16 protein-coding genes are annotated in these 13,668 nt (G+C 32.1%); 5 read left to right on the top strand and 11 right to left on the bottom strand.

What is annotated here, in order from left to right; genetic code table 11:
• Window positions 1–48 precede the first annotated feature (48 nt).
• Window positions 49–1,095, top strand: a complete 1,047-nt coding sequence (locus tag AC3QL1_RS16245) for an o-succinylbenzoate synthase (protein ID WP_492492989.1) — start codon at window positions 49–51, stop codon at window positions 1,093–1,095.
• 46 nt (window positions 1,096–1,141) lie between these two features.
• On the opposite strand, the gene AC3QL1_RS16240 is transcribed toward AC3QL1_RS16245, so the two are convergent.
• Window positions 1,142–1,693 carry a helix-hairpin-helix domain-containing protein gene (locus AC3QL1_RS16240; RefSeq protein ID WP_492492988.1) on the bottom strand — a complete coding sequence of 184 codons (552 nt, stop codon included), beginning with the start codon at window positions 1,691–1,693 and terminating at the stop codon, window positions 1,142–1,144.
• A gap of 255 nt (window positions 1,694–1,948) precedes the next feature.
• On the opposite strand from AC3QL1_RS16240, the gene AC3QL1_RS16235 reads away from it, so the two are divergent.
• Together AC3QL1_RS16235 and AC3QL1_RS16230 are read left to right on the top strand one after the other, a co-directional pair.
• Window positions 1,949–2,425, top strand: a complete 477-nt coding sequence (locus tag AC3QL1_RS16235; protein WP_492492986.1) for a CYTH domain-containing protein — start codon at window positions 1,949–1,951, stop codon at window positions 2,423–2,425.
• A gap of 3 nt (window positions 2,426–2,428) precedes the next feature.
• On the top strand, window positions 2,429–3,394 hold the full coding sequence (locus AC3QL1_RS16230) for a YpdA family putative bacillithiol disulfide reductase (protein WP_492492984.1): 966 nt from the start codon (window positions 2,429–2,431) through the stop codon (window positions 3,392–3,394).
• 79 nt (window positions 3,395–3,473) lie between these two features.
• Here AC3QL1_RS16230 and AC3QL1_RS16225 read toward each other — a convergent pair whose 3' ends face one another.
• From AC3QL1_RS16225 to msrA, 4 genes are all read right to left on the bottom strand, one after another.
• The gene (locus tag AC3QL1_RS16225) at window positions 3,474–4,064 is read right to left on the bottom strand and encodes a helix-hairpin-helix domain-containing protein (RefSeq protein ID WP_492492982.1); all 591 of its coding nucleotides are present in this window, start codon (window positions 4,062–4,064) and stop codon (window positions 3,474–3,476) included.
• A 19-nt stretch (window positions 4,065–4,083) separates the two neighbouring features.
• A complete protein-coding gene (locus AC3QL1_RS16220; RefSeq protein ID WP_492492980.1) occupies window positions 4,084–4,971 on the bottom strand; it encodes an OmpA family protein in 888 nt (295 codons plus the stop codon).
• A gap of 171 nt (window positions 4,972–5,142) precedes the next feature.
• Window positions 5,143–6,711 (bottom strand): protein adenylyltransferase SelO, encoded by a 1,569-nt coding sequence (locus AC3QL1_RS16215; protein WP_492492978.1) that lies wholly within the window; start codon window positions 6,709–6,711, stop codon window positions 5,143–5,145.
• Between the two features lie 275 nt (window positions 6,712–6,986).
• Window positions 6,987–7,520, bottom strand: a complete 534-nt coding sequence (msrA, locus tag AC3QL1_RS16210) for a peptide-methionine (S)-S-oxide reductase MsrA (protein WP_492492977.1) — start codon at window positions 7,518–7,520, stop codon at window positions 6,987–6,989.
• 180 nt (window positions 7,521–7,700) lie between these two features.
• Here msrA and AC3QL1_RS16205 point away from each other — a divergent pair, with 180 nt between their 5' ends.
• Window positions 7,701–9,188, top strand: coding sequence for an aminotransferase class V-fold PLP-dependent enzyme (locus tag AC3QL1_RS16205; protein ID WP_492492975.1), 1,488 nt, complete (start codon window positions 7,701–7,703; stop codon window positions 9,186–9,188).
• 350 nt (window positions 9,189–9,538) lie between these two features.
• Here AC3QL1_RS16205 and AC3QL1_RS16200 read toward each other — a convergent pair whose 3' ends face one another.
• From AC3QL1_RS16200 to AC3QL1_RS16180, 5 genes are read right to left on the bottom strand one after another with little or no spacing between them, the layout of a single operon-like run.
• A complete protein-coding gene (locus tag AC3QL1_RS16200; protein ID WP_492492973.1) occupies window positions 9,539–10,009 on the bottom strand; it encodes a nuclear transport factor 2 family protein in 471 nt (156 codons plus the stop codon).
• A gap of 48 nt (window positions 10,010–10,057) precedes the next feature.
• Window positions 10,058–10,582 (bottom strand): hypothetical protein, encoded by a 525-nt coding sequence (locus AC3QL1_RS16195; protein WP_492492972.1) that lies wholly within the window; start codon window positions 10,580–10,582, stop codon window positions 10,058–10,060.
• An 11-nt stretch (window positions 10,583–10,593) separates the two neighbouring features.
• Window positions 10,594–11,067: a hypothetical protein gene (locus AC3QL1_RS16190; protein WP_492492971.1), complete on the bottom strand. Its 474-nt coding sequence runs from the start codon at window positions 11,065–11,067 to the stop codon at window positions 10,594–10,596.
• Between the two features lie 6 nt (window positions 11,068–11,073).
• Window positions 11,074–11,751, bottom strand: coding sequence for a peptidoglycan DD-metalloendopeptidase family protein (locus AC3QL1_RS16185; RefSeq protein WP_492492969.1), 678 nt, complete (start codon window positions 11,749–11,751; stop codon window positions 11,074–11,076).
• A gap of 11 nt (window positions 11,752–11,762) precedes the next feature.
• Window positions 11,763–12,428, bottom strand: a complete 666-nt coding sequence (locus AC3QL1_RS16180; RefSeq protein WP_492492968.1) for a spermidine synthase — start codon at window positions 12,426–12,428, stop codon at window positions 11,763–11,765.
• Between the two features lie 64 nt (window positions 12,429–12,492).
• Between AC3QL1_RS16180 and AC3QL1_RS16175 the strand changes: the two genes are divergently transcribed.
• Window positions 12,493–13,044 (top strand): 1-acyl-sn-glycerol-3-phosphate acyltransferase, encoded by a 552-nt coding sequence (locus AC3QL1_RS16175; RefSeq protein ID WP_492492966.1) that lies wholly within the window; start codon window positions 12,493–12,495, stop codon window positions 13,042–13,044.
• An 83-nt stretch (window positions 13,045–13,127) separates the two neighbouring features.
• Here AC3QL1_RS16175 and AC3QL1_RS16170 read toward each other — a convergent pair whose 3' ends face one another.
• Window positions 13,128–13,604 (bottom strand): helix-turn-helix transcriptional regulator, encoded by a 477-nt coding sequence (locus AC3QL1_RS16170; protein WP_492492964.1) that lies wholly within the window; start codon window positions 13,602–13,604, stop codon window positions 13,128–13,130.
• Between the last annotated feature and the right edge of the window lie 64 nt (window positions 13,605–13,668).

The raw sequence follows: 13,668 nt of genomic DNA, 5'->3' as shown, positions 1-13,668 counted from the left end.
ACAGCAAAACTTCGACTTATTTATATCACTTATATGGTTCAAAAAACCATGAAAGCAACTTATCACAAATACATGCTTGAATTCAAACGCCCGTCAGGAACGTCGCGTGGTGTTATGACCGAAAAAGAAACCTGGTTTATCATTCTTGAAAACGAGGGTAAAAAAGGAATAGGCGAGTGTGGTATTTTACGCGGTTTAAGTGCTGATGATCGAGAAGATTATGAAGAAAAATTAAAATGGGCGTGCGAAAATATTCATTTAGGAGAAACCGCCCTTTGGGAAGCTTTATTGGAATTTCCGTCGATACAATTCGGAATTGAAATGGCTTTTTTATCCTTAAAAAGTGAAAATCCGTATGTATTATTTCCTTCTAATTTCACCAATAATGCGCAATCAATTACCATAAATGGCTTGGTTTGGATGGGTGAACCATCTTTTATGAAACAGCAAATTGAAGAAAAACTAGCGGATGGTTTTAAATGCATCAAACTTAAAATTGGGGCTATAGATTTTCAAAAAGAATTAGAATTATTGCAATTTATAAGAAGCCATTTCTCTGCAGAACAAATAGAAATCCGCGTTGATGCAAATGGCGCTTTTGGCTTAAATGAAGCTTTAGATAAACTCAAGCAATTAGATCAATTTCAACTTCATAGTATTGAACAGCCTATTAAAAAAGGAAATATCGAGGCAATGAAAAGTCTCTGTGAAACAACACCATTTCCGATTGCTTTGGATGAAGAACTGATAGGTGTTTTTTCATTAGAAGAAAAAGAAAAACTTTTACAGGAAATCAAGCCACAATATATTATTTTAAAACCTAGTTTTATTGGTGGTTTTAGAGGAACTCAGGAATGGATTACACTTGCAGAGAAATATAATATTGGCTGGTGGATCACATCGGCACTTGAAAGTAATATTGGATTAAATGCCATTGCGCAATGGACGTTTTTACAAAATTCAAAAATGCCACAAGGTTTGGGAACTGGCGCACTTTATACCAATAATTTTGATTGTCCTCTTGAAGTTTCCAACGGTCAATTGTGGTATAATACAACTAAAAACTGGGATTCAAACTTCTTGGATAAAGCATAAAAAAAGAGTCTTTCTTCTTGAATCTTTCTTCTATAATCTTTCTTCACTATTCTTTTCCACCCAATATATTTTCCTGAAAATCTTTCAAATCCTCCCATTTTCCTTCATAGGCCAACAAAGCTTGTTTTGCCCATGTACTTGGATTATGCATTGCGTAATTTTCTCCACCGGCATCTAAAACAGCTTGTAGTTTTTCCGTTGATGCCTCTGATAATTCCTGCCATGTATTAATTCCGGCAACATTCAATAAAGTTTCAATTTTTGGCCCGATTCCTTCTACAATTTTTAAATCATTTTCATTTATTTTTTGATTGTAAACTTTTGCAGCCAAATTTTCATTAAAAAGAAATTCAGGTGTTTTAATTTCCGAAAAAGATTGAGCAGTATTCGAAATATTACTAGTAGCTTCAAGATCAGCTTCAAGCGATGAAATTTTCAGGTGTAAGTTTTTAGTATTTGCTTTGCATGCGTCTAAATCAGCTTGCAAAGCAGCAGCGAGAGAAACGTCTTTTTTCGAATTCATCTTTCCAAGTAGGTAACCTAATATTCCACAGATTAAACCAACCAGAACCGGTATTAAGATATAAGGTACATTCATGGCAGTATATTTTAATTAAACTTCACCATTGATCTAATAATTATTATTAATCTACACAATTCAGATAATTAAAGATGCTATCAAATTTAACAAAAAAATAAATACATAATGTTTTCATTATCAGATATTTTAAATTTAATATTCTAATTTTTAGATAGTTACAAAATCGAAATAAATTGTTTATATCAAGGAATAGCAATTTCATGACTGAATTAAAATGAGTAACTTGCAGTAAAAATTTAATTTGCAGTTGAAATGATTGAAATAGAAAGAAAGTTTCTTGTAAAATCTGGTGATTTTAAAGAACAGGCTTTTACTCAAAATAACATTGCTCAGGGCTATTTAAGTTCTCTTCCTGAACGAACAGTGCGCGTGAGAATTAAAGGAAATAAAGGATTTATTACCATAAAGGGAATTGGGCAACATGGCGGAATGTCGCGTTTTGAGTGGGAAAATGAAATTCCGCTTGACGAAGCACAGGAATTATTAAAATTATGTGAAAAAGGTAAAATCGAAAAAACACGCTATGAAATCAAAGCCGGAAAACATGTTTTTGAAGTAGATGAATTTTATGGAGAAAATGAAGGTTTGATAATGGCCGAGATTGAATTGGAATCGGAAACAGAATCTTTTGAAAAACCGGACTGGCTTGGTGAAGAAGTTACAAATGATCAAAGATATTATAACGCTTATTTGAGTAAAAACCCTTTTAAAGATTGGGAAAAACAATAAATTATGACAGAATACGATTTGATTATTGTGGGAGGCGGACCAATTGGTTTGGCCTGCGCAATTGAAGCTCAAAAAAAGAAACTGCGTTATTTAATTATTGAAAAAGGTGCAATTGTAAATAGTATTTTCAACTATCCTTTATATATGACTTTTTTTTCAACGGCTGAAAGACTAGAAATTGGCGATATCCCATTTAATTGCCTCGCTCCAAAACCAGGTCGTCAGGAAGCATTGGAATATTACCGAAATATTCACCGTTATTTTAATTTTTCGATTAATTTATTTGAAAGAGTACTTAGTGTTAAAAAACAGGAGAACTCAATTTTCAAAATAACATCTGATAAAAATATTTACGAAGCCAAAAACGTTGTAATTGCTACAGGTTTTTATGATATTCCGATTGAGATGCATATAAAAGGTGAGGAGTTACAAAAAGTTCGTCATTATTATAAAGAAGCTCATGAATATGCTTTTAGAAATATTTTGGTCGTTGGCGCGAATAATTCTTCTGTAGATGCGGCTTTAGAATGTTGGCGAAAAGGTGCCAATGTTACGATGGTAATTCGCAAAAATGAGATAAACAACAGGGTGAAATATTGGGTTAAACCTGATATAGAAAACCGAATTGCAGAAGGAAGTATTAAAGCGTATTTTGAATCAAATATTACTAATATTACAGAAAATCAGGTAGAAATTTATACGCCAAACGGAAAAGTGACAATTGAAAATGACTTTGTTTTAGCTTTGACAGGTTACAAACCAGATTTAACTTTTCTGGAAGATATGGGCATCGAACTTTCTAACGATGAATTGAAAATTCCATCTTACAATCCTGAAACCATGGAAACTAATGTTAAAGGATTATTTCTTGCCGGTGTCGTTTGTGGCGGAATGCAAACGCATAAATGGTTTATTGAAAACTCGCGTATCCATGCTAATATGATTGTGGATTTTATTACTTCTGCCTAACGGATAATAATATTTTCAGATAAATGCTTAAAAAACATAAAAAAAAAGCTGGTTACAAACCAGCTTTTTAAATTTATAATTATTCTTTCCCACCGTCAAGAACATCTTGCCAGTCTTTCAATTCTTTCCATTTTCCCTGATAAGCCAGTTCCGCTTGTCTTGCCCAGGTTCCCGGATTATGAATTGTAAAACCTTCTCCAGCGGCATTTAAAATATTTTGTAATTTTTCAACAGAAGTTTTAGACAATTCAAACCAGGTATTAATTCCGGCATTGTGATATAATTCTTCAATTTTTGGACCAATTCCTTCAATTATTTTTAGATCATTTTCTTTAACTTTTTTATCTAAAATCGTAGAAGCTAATACATTATTAAAAGGAATAGGATTTACATTTGAAACAAAATTAGAATGCTTTGTGTCTTTTGATAAATCAGAAATTTTAGCATTTAATTTTAAACTATTTTCTCTGCAAAATTCTAAATCATTTTCTAAAGATGAAACTTTAAGATTTAAATCTTGTATAGTTGATCTACATTTTTCCAGATCCGATTTATAAGTCACAGATTCATAATTGTTTCCTTTTTTAGAATTCATTTTTCCAATTAAGTAGCCTAAAATTCCACAGATTATCCCAACTAATGCAGGGATTAAGATACAAGGTATATTCATGATATATTTTTTAATTAAATTATTTTATAGTAATTACTGTTCGTCTGTTTTTTGCCATTCCTTCAGGAGTATTATTTTCGGCAATAGGTTCCTCAGATCCTTTTGATTGTGTCTCAATACGAGAAGGTTCAATTCTGTTTTTGATCAGGAATTTTTTAACAAATTCAGCTCTCTTCTTTGCAAGAAGAATATTTGCATTAGGATTTCCACTGTTATCAGAATGCCCAACGATTAAAACGGTTGCATCGGGATTTTGAATTGTATATTTTACAATATTTTTGATTTTTTGAAGCTCTTCAGCATCTAAATTGTAATTTGCCTGATTAGTGTTAAAATGCAGGATAAGCGGATTTGCATTTAACTTATCCTTAAATGAATTAGCAGCTACAAGAGCATTCAATTTAAAGTTTACAGGACCTAATAGAGTGTCGCTGCTTACATCCCAATTATCTAATAATTCTCCGTTTGTATCAAATTGCGCAGCAGGTAAACCAAGAGATACAAAGTAATCCTTAATATCATTTGCACGAGCCAAACCAAGATTGTCGAAAATAGTTGTATTGCTTTCACCTTTCATTGCATATCCTGTAATAGAGATTTTCTGATTTGGATTTGCAATTAAAATAGTTTTTAGCTTTTCTATCCCCATATTTATAGAGTCAGAAACAGGTGTTATCAGTGTACCATTGCTTTTTAAGAAATTAAAATTAGCATCACATTGATAATTAATCTCAGGGCCGTTAAGAATAAAAGGATTACGGCTATTCTTTAATGTTTTAACAGGTAGTTCGCCGTTCTGAACTGTTTTGGTAGATATGCAGCAATTACAACAAAAATGAAGGAATAAAATTGTCCCCAATATAATTGTCGCTGCTATACCTAATAAATAAAATAATTTCTTAGACATATTTTTAAGTTTAAAATTCGGACAAAAATAATGGCTTAATATTCATTTAAGTATCAAAATAAGACAATTTTTCTTGTTAATATTTAATTTTTAAAAAATAAAAGCAAAAAAAACTCTCTCTTTAAAATATCAAATTTAAAGAGAGAGCAGTATTATTAGTAAAAAGTAACTTTACGAGCTACAAGATAGCATAGAACAACCAACTTTAGATCGAGCCCAATCTGGTCGTTTTGCAAACCATTTTTCAGATTCCGGTTGTTCGTCGTATGGTTTTTGCAAGAGCAGATACAATTCGTTTATTAAAGAATAATCTCCCTGATCTGCAGCATAAATGGCTAATTGAGCCATATAATTTCGAAGTACATATTTTGGATTAATAGCATTCATTTTTCCTGAACGATCTTCATCCGAAAGAACTTCAGCATTTAATCTTTCAATATAAACAGAAAACCATTTTTTCCAGGATTCTAAAATATCCCCGGAAATTTCTTCTACCGAATAAAATGCATCAGTAACTTTTTCAATGGCACTTTCAGGTGAATCGTTTTTTTTGATCTTGCTTAAATTTCTAAAAAATATCGTCATATCAGTTTCTGATAATTGTAAAATCGTCTCTAAACCAGTAATTAATTTACTATCAGCTTCAGTTGAAGTAAATATTCCTAATTTGCTTAAAGACATTGTTTTATAATCTTCTTCGAAATCTGTAATAAATGATGCCAATATATTTTCTAAAGGTTCTGCCTCATTAATTAAAGGATAGAGAGCATTGGCTAATTGATATAAATTCCATTGCGCAACTTGTGGCTGATTTCCAAAACGGTATCTTCTGTTTTGACTATCGGTTGTATTTGGTGTCCAGTTCGGATCGTAATTTTCCAGCCAGCCGTAAGGTCCGTAATCAATTGTGATTCCGTGAATTGACATATTATCGGTGTTCATTACACCATGAACAAAACCAACACGCTGCCAATGCACAATCATTTCGCGGGTTGTATCGGCAACTTTTTTAAAGAATTGTATATATTGTTCTTTTGGTTCGCCTTTAATTTCCGGAAAATAATATTTGATATTATATTCCACAAACTCTTTTAAGTTTTTAAGCTCGTTTCTGGCTGTAAGCATTTCAAAACTTCCAAAACGAATAAAAGACGGCGCTACACGACAAACTACAGCACCTTTTTCATAAGCAGGATTTCCGTTGTATAAAATGTCGCGTAAAACCTGATCTCCGGAAAGCATTAGCGAAAGCGATCGGGTAGTGGGAACTCCTAAATAATGCATGGCTTCTGCACATAAATATTCTCTTATTGAAGAACGCAAAACGGCTAGACCATCAGCAGTTCTGGAGTATGGCGTTTTTCCGGCACCTTTTAACTGCAAGGTAAAAAACTCATTGTTATGTTCAACTTCCGTTAAATTTATGGCGCGGCCATCGCCCAATTGTCCAGCCCAATTTCCGAATTGATGTCCGGCATAACACATTGCATAAGGTTTTGTGTCTGGCAGAATTTCTTTTCCCGAAAAAGCATTCAAAAATTCTTCTGATTGGATTTCATCTTTAGAAATCCCAACTAATTCAGCCACTTCTTCAGAAGCGTGAATTAATTTAGGCTCAGATGGTTTTGTTGGATTTACATATGAAAACAGCGCATTTTTAACCTGACGAATTTCATTTGTTTCGCCTGGATCTGCAGGTAATTCAGCAGTAAATCGATTATTTATTTTTAAATTTTTCATTTTATTTTTTATTTTTTTGCCACGGATTACACAGATAAAAAATGATTTTTTTAAACATAAAATGTTTTATTTTTTACCATTAAGAGATTAAGAAAAATTAAGAAGCTGTACTTAAATGATTAGTTTAAAATAATATGTTTGATTTACTTTATCAATAAGAAGCTAAATTATATTAAGAAGCAATCCTTAATTTTTCTTAATCTCTTAATGGTTAGTTTAAAAATAACTTTTTTTTACTCTTTTCTTAATTTTTTTAATCTGTCGCAAAACCTTATTTAATTTACTAATTTATCTGCGTACATTTTTTTTAATTTTTGAACTTTCGGATCAATTACGATTTGGCAATAACGAGCATCCTGATTGTTGTTGTAATAATTTTGATGGTCTTCTTCGGCATCGTAAAATTTTTCAAATGCAACTAGTTGTGTTACAATAGGATCGTTATAAAAAGTTTTTACTTCTTCAAAAACTTGTTCTGCAATTTCTTTTTGTTCTGCATCATGATATAAAATAACAGAACGATATTGAGTTCCGACATCTGCGCCCTGACGATTTAAAGTTGTTGGATCATGGCTTGTCATAAAAATATAAATAAGATCATGATATGAAATTATGTCAGGATCATAAGTAACTTGTATGACTTCGGCGTGACCGGTTCTGCCAGTACAAACTTCACGATAAGGCGGATTTTTAATAAATCCTCCGGAAAATCCCGATTTTAAAGATTCAATTCCTTTTAACCGCTGAATTACAGCTTCAATACACCAAAAACATCCGCCACCAAAAGTGGCTACAGACAAATTTCCCATAAATGGTATTGTTAAGTTTTACATGCCCTATTAATCCGATAGAATATTATGATAATTTATTCAAAAAAATACCAATTAATTAAAGATACTAAAAGGTTATTTAATGTTTGAAGTTTATAATTGATAAATTCACAATTCTATAAAAAAGCAATATATTTGCAATCAAACTCAGGCACACTAATGAATAGCAAAAATAATACCATCAGTTTAGAAACGTATTTTCAGGATTTTAGAAAAGATATTGTTGGAATAAATCAGGAATTTACATCTGCGTACGGTCAAAAAAAGATCATTTATACGGACTGGACGGCTAGTGGAAGGTTATATCGACCAATTGAAGAGAAACTTCTTAATGAATTTGGACCTTTTGTAGCCAATACACATACCGAAACTACTGTGTCAGGTACTGCCATGACAAAAGCTTATCATCATGCCAGACATATTATTAAACGCCATACGAATGCCAATCAGGATGATGTTTTGATTACTGATGGAACCGGAATGACGGGCGTTATCAATAAATTTCAACGTATTCTGGGTTTGAAAATTCCGGAAAATTTAAAAGATTTTATCACCGTTCCTGCCGAAAAAAAGCCAATTGTTTTTATTTCGCACATGGAACATCATTCTAATCAAACGTCATGGTTAGAGACTATTGCCGATGTTGAAATTATTCCTTCTTGCGAAAAAGGACTTTTTTGTCTGGATAATTTAGAAGAGTTGCTGGAAAAATATGCTGATCGTACAATTAAAATTGCTTCGATTACGTCTTGTTCGAATGTTACGGGTTTGAAAACTCCTTTTCATGAAGCAGCCAAATTAATGCACCAGCATAATGGGGTTTGCTTTGTAGATTTTGCCTGTTCAGGACCTTACGTAGAAATTGATATGCATCCTTCAGATCCGGAAGCGTATTTGGATGCTATTTTCTTTTCTCCGCACAAATTTTTGGGTGGTCCCGGAACTTCGGGAGTTTTAATTTTCAATAAAAAATTATACAATAATATGATTCCTGATTGTCCTGGCGGAGGAACCGTAAGCTGGACAAATCCTTGGGGTGAACATAAATATATCGACAATATTGAAGATCGCGAAGATGGTGGAACTCCAGGTTTTCTTCAGGTTATAAAAACGGCTTTGGCAATTGAGCTAAAAGAAGAAATGGGAATCGAAAACATTTTGCAGCGCGAGCACGAAATTGTTGATTATGTTTTTAGTGAATTAGAACCAATCGAGAATATTAAAATTCTTGCGGGTCAGCATAAAAATCGTTTAGGAGTTGTTTCCTTTTTTATTGAAAACTTACATTTTAATTTAGGTGTAAAATTATTGAATGATAAATTCGGAATTCAAACCAGAGGCGGTTGCAGCTGCGCCGGAACTTACGGTCATTTTTTACTTCATGTAGATCAGGAAACTTCAAACAAACTGGTGAACGAAATTACAATTGGTGATTTGATCAAAAAACCGGGATGGATCAGAATGTCGATTCACCCAACAACAACGGATGAAGAAATAGCTTTTGTTTGTGAAAGTATTAAAGATTTAGCTCAAAATCATGAAACCTGGGCTTTGGATTATTCTTATAATAAAAACACTAACGAGTTTATTCATAAAAATGCAACTTCGTTTGAAGATGAGTTGGTTGAAAAGTGGTTTAAGTTTTAGAAATTTACTTTTAGGGTTGTTTAAATTTAACCGCAAAGAGCGCAAAGGCTTACGCAAAGTTCGCAAAGTTTAATAATAGCTTTGCGAACTTTTGTTTTTTATAAAATTACATGCAAAACCTTGCGTTCCTTGCGGTTAAGTGTAATCTGTTATGTTTTTTATCTTTAATAAATTACAATATTTCTAAACTAGCCCCGATAGAGGCGGTATCCTCGCAGTGAAACGGAGAGATAAAGCCGAAAGCGGGACAAATGGTCTTGAAAACCAAATATTTCTGCTTCTTATAATAAATAAAAAACCCGACATGCTAATGAAAAGCTGTCGGGTTTGTATTTTTAAATAATTAAAAATTATTGTGCTTGTTGAAATTTTTTGAGTGATAACAAAGCTTGTTCTTTTATTTTGCTCTGAAAAAAACCTGTCCATCCCAAGAGTAGTCCTTTAAAACCGAAAGCTTGTTTTGACCATTTCCAAACATCAAAACTATCTGTGTGTTTGATGATTAGACCGTCCTGAAAAATAAATTCGGCAGCAATTCTATTGATTACTTTTCTGTTGGTTTTGCTAAAATTATAAGTCGCAACCCAATTTGCAGATCCGGTAGAATCGTCAGCTTTTACATTAAAGAACTCAATTTTAAGATTGCCCTTACTTCTTAAAAGCAACATTTTCCACATATCAGAAACTTGTTCTTCTTTTAATAAACCAAAAGCGGGATCAATAAAATGAATTTTTGGATGATAACATTCACTCATTGTTTGGTAATCGGCGTTGGCAAAAGCAGTATAAAATTTGGCAATTAAGTTTTCGTTCGGGTTCATAAAATACAATTAGAATATAAATATAAGATTTATTAAAGGAAAAAATCTTTATAAAACGCTAATTTCTTTTGCTGTATTGAATGTTTTTTTGGATTGGTCGAACGCTGTAGAAAAATAAGATATTTTATTTACCGCTGTAAAATATCCGGTCTGGTTGCCAAAAGTATTTGAATTTCCTGTAATAATGAATCTAATTCCCTTAATATCAGTATTTTTCAATTTATTCATTTCTGCCGGTGTAAAATAATAATAGGAAGTTGTTTTTCCATCTGAAGATTCTTTTACATTTTTATCAACGCAGGCGATAACATCGGCATTGGCCAAATCTACATAAACTCCTCCGGCAATTCGGGCTTTGTCATTTGCCGTTGCGATTGTTAATTTTAAAATTCCGCCTTTTTCTGTTTTTGCAATCTGAACGTTTGCTTCGCCCGTATACGCATATTTTTCGCAGATAAAAGTATAATTTTGTGTTGCTGGATATGGTTTAGAACCATTTACAATCATGGTTTCCTGAGCATTAGAGAATGTTGAAATCAACAATAACACAAAAAGAGGGAATTTTAAAATCATAGTTTAATTTATTAATCTGTTATTTGGGATTCGAACTTTTCATCCCAATCCATTGATTTTATAGCAGAAACTAAATTATTTTCATTTACAAAAACACGTAATTCCTTATTGGCTACTTTTTTAGAGTACAAGGCGTGGTAACGATAAATAGTTTCTTGTTTTGTTTTGTAGACACCGTCTAATTTCAAATCTATAAAATTGCCATAATATTGTCTAAATCGCTGGCAGGTTTTTGTTAAGCGTTCTTCTGTTGTGTTTTCCATTACAGATTGTGTAACTTCGGTTTCATTAAAAGGTTTAAACTTAGAGGTATTGCAGGTTTCTAAAACCCGCTTGCCTAAATCGTACGCTTTTTGTTGCTGTGAGGAACTAATTTCGGACGCCACAACTTTTTTAATTTTTAAATCTTCGGTATCTCTGCTAATATTTTTGGACTTACAGCCAATTAGCAACAACAAACATATAATCAATCCTGCTTTCTTCATAACTATTTATGTTATTTTTAATAATAAGTTAGGGTCGGGACAGTTTTCTATGTAAAAATTTAAGTCATTTATATTGCAGACTCCGGGATAATCGCCATTATAATTTTCAATATTATTTATAATCTGAAAATGCAAATGAGGTGCATAATCTCCATTAATTGTAGAATCTCCAAAGGTTGCAAAACTTTCACCTTTTCTAAAAACAGTCCCAACGGTTAAGTTTTCTATACTTTCTAACGATAAATGTCCGTATAAAGTATAAAATTTTTCATTTTCAATTTCATGCTCCAATATAATCGTTGGCCCGTAATCGCCTAAACCTTCATTATTTTTAAAACTATGAATTTTTCCGTCAAGCGGAGCTACAATCGACGTACCCACTTTTCCCCATAAATCCAAACCAATATGAATGTTGCGTTCCGGATTATTTTCGTTTTTAAAAATGGTACTTCTTTTATATAAATTCCGTCCTTCAATATAACCGCCAAAAGCAATTTCGGCATCGTTCTTTTTTAAATAATCTGATATATAATCTTCAAAATCAGAGGCGTTTGATGGTTTTTTCTCCACCAGTTCTTTGTTGGTTACAGATAAATCTAATGCTACATATTTTGAAAAATCTATACTTGAATCGATAACTTTAGTAGGTGGCAAGGATTTTAAAATAGAAACTAGGGTCTTCATAAAATGGTAAATTAAGCAACTTTTTCAATGATAATTAATTCGTTGTGAACCTCTATGCGGGGCAACATTTTTGAGGAAAACAATTTAGGATTTATTTCTGAAATATACTTTTTATTTCTAACATTATGTGCTTCATCCAAAATCATGGTATTAAAAAGCACAAAGCCTTCATTTTTTAATAATGAAAAAACACGGTCTGTAAAGAATGTTTCAAACAAAAAATTCGGCATTTTTATATCTTCAAAAACATCAATAATAATCAAATCATATTTGTCTTTGGTTTTTAGCACAAACTCAAAAGCATCATCGATCACAATTTCGAGTTGCTTAATCTGGTCAAGATTAAAATATTGATTTGCAATCTGAATCATATCGGGATCAATTTCAACTCCTGTAATTTTACCTTTATATTCTATTTCGTCAACAAGAGTTTTAATCACGCTTCCGCCGGCAACGCCCAGCAATAAGATATGATTCATTTTCAGAATGTTCTCATATCCAATATTTCGCAATCCATACCTTAATATACGCTGCAAACTTCCGTATGAATAATTGGTGTTTTCAGAATCTAAAACTAATTCTCCATTTGCCCAGGTAACTTCGATCATTTTACTTCGGGCTGATTTCTTTTTAAATATTTTTATTGGAATCAGATAACTGAATATTTTTTGAATCATTTTGTAGTGCTTTTACTCAAAATTAGCATTAAAATCTTTTATTTTGCATCAAATAATAAATTTAATGAAGAAAGATTTATACAAGTTCATTTTTTTTAAGTTAATGGGCTGGAAAATAGTAGGGATAGAAAATGCCGAAGTAAAAAAATGTATCCTGATGGTGATGCCTCACACTAGCAATCATGACTTTTATTTGGGAGTTTTAACCCGCGGAATTTCCGGATTGCAAATGAATTGGGTTGGAAAAAAAGAATTATTTACTTTTCCGTTTGGGTATTATTTTAAATATATGGGCGGCGAACCTTTAGACAGAACTGGTGGTTTGAATAAAGTAGATTCTATTGCCGCTATTTTTGACAGAAAAGAAGTTTTTCGTCTGGCAGTCGCTCCGGAGGGAACACGAAAAGGAGTTAAAGAAATTAGAAGCGGATTTTATTATATAGCGCTTAAAGCAAATGTGCCCATTGTTCCGGTAGCTTTTGATTGGGGTAAAAAAGAAGTGAATCTTGGAAGACCTTTTTATCCAACAGGAAATTACGAAGCTGATCTCGAAATTTTGAAAGAACATTATAAAGGAGTTTTAGGCAAAATTCCTGAAAATGGAGTTTGGTTCTAAATTTTCAATATTTTTTTGCTTACGTGAGAATCTCTTATTTGAAAAATATTTTAAAAAATTTTCAAATACGCGAAAAATTCAAATTACGGGATATATACCTTAAATGTCCCGTTTTTATAAAAAAATACAATTTTCTCAATTTCGCCTTCTACTGAATTCAAATTTGAGTTTTTAATTTCCGGAGAAATTCTTTTTTCAGGATTTTCTGTTTCTTTATGATTCATTTCCGAAAACAGATTTGTAGCAATTAAATTTTCATTTGATGGGACAGGAGCAGAAGGTTTTTCAATTTCTGTTGTGTTTTCAATTTTTGGAATAACAGTTTCTTCTTCACTTTTAGGAAAAGTTCCTTTGCCGTTTAAAATCCAATAAAGATCGACATCCGGAAAAACATCTAAAATTTTGAGTACAAAATCCAGACTTGGTTTGTTTCTTCCCGAAAGTAGGTGAGACATACTGGAGCGCTGCACGCCAATTTTATCCGCAAAAGAAGAGGCATTTAAAGCATAATAATCTAGTATTATTTCAAGCCTTTTTACAAAATCATCGATGTTTACCATTGTAAATTACATTATTAAAAGGTGATGTTTACAAATGTAATTATAATAAATGGAATAAGCAATT

It is taken from the genome of Flavobacterium sp. GW823-FHT04A11 (assembly GCF_058796535.1).
Note: the sequence above shows the minus strand (reverse complement) of the source record. Positions and strands in the feature narration are given on the sequence as shown.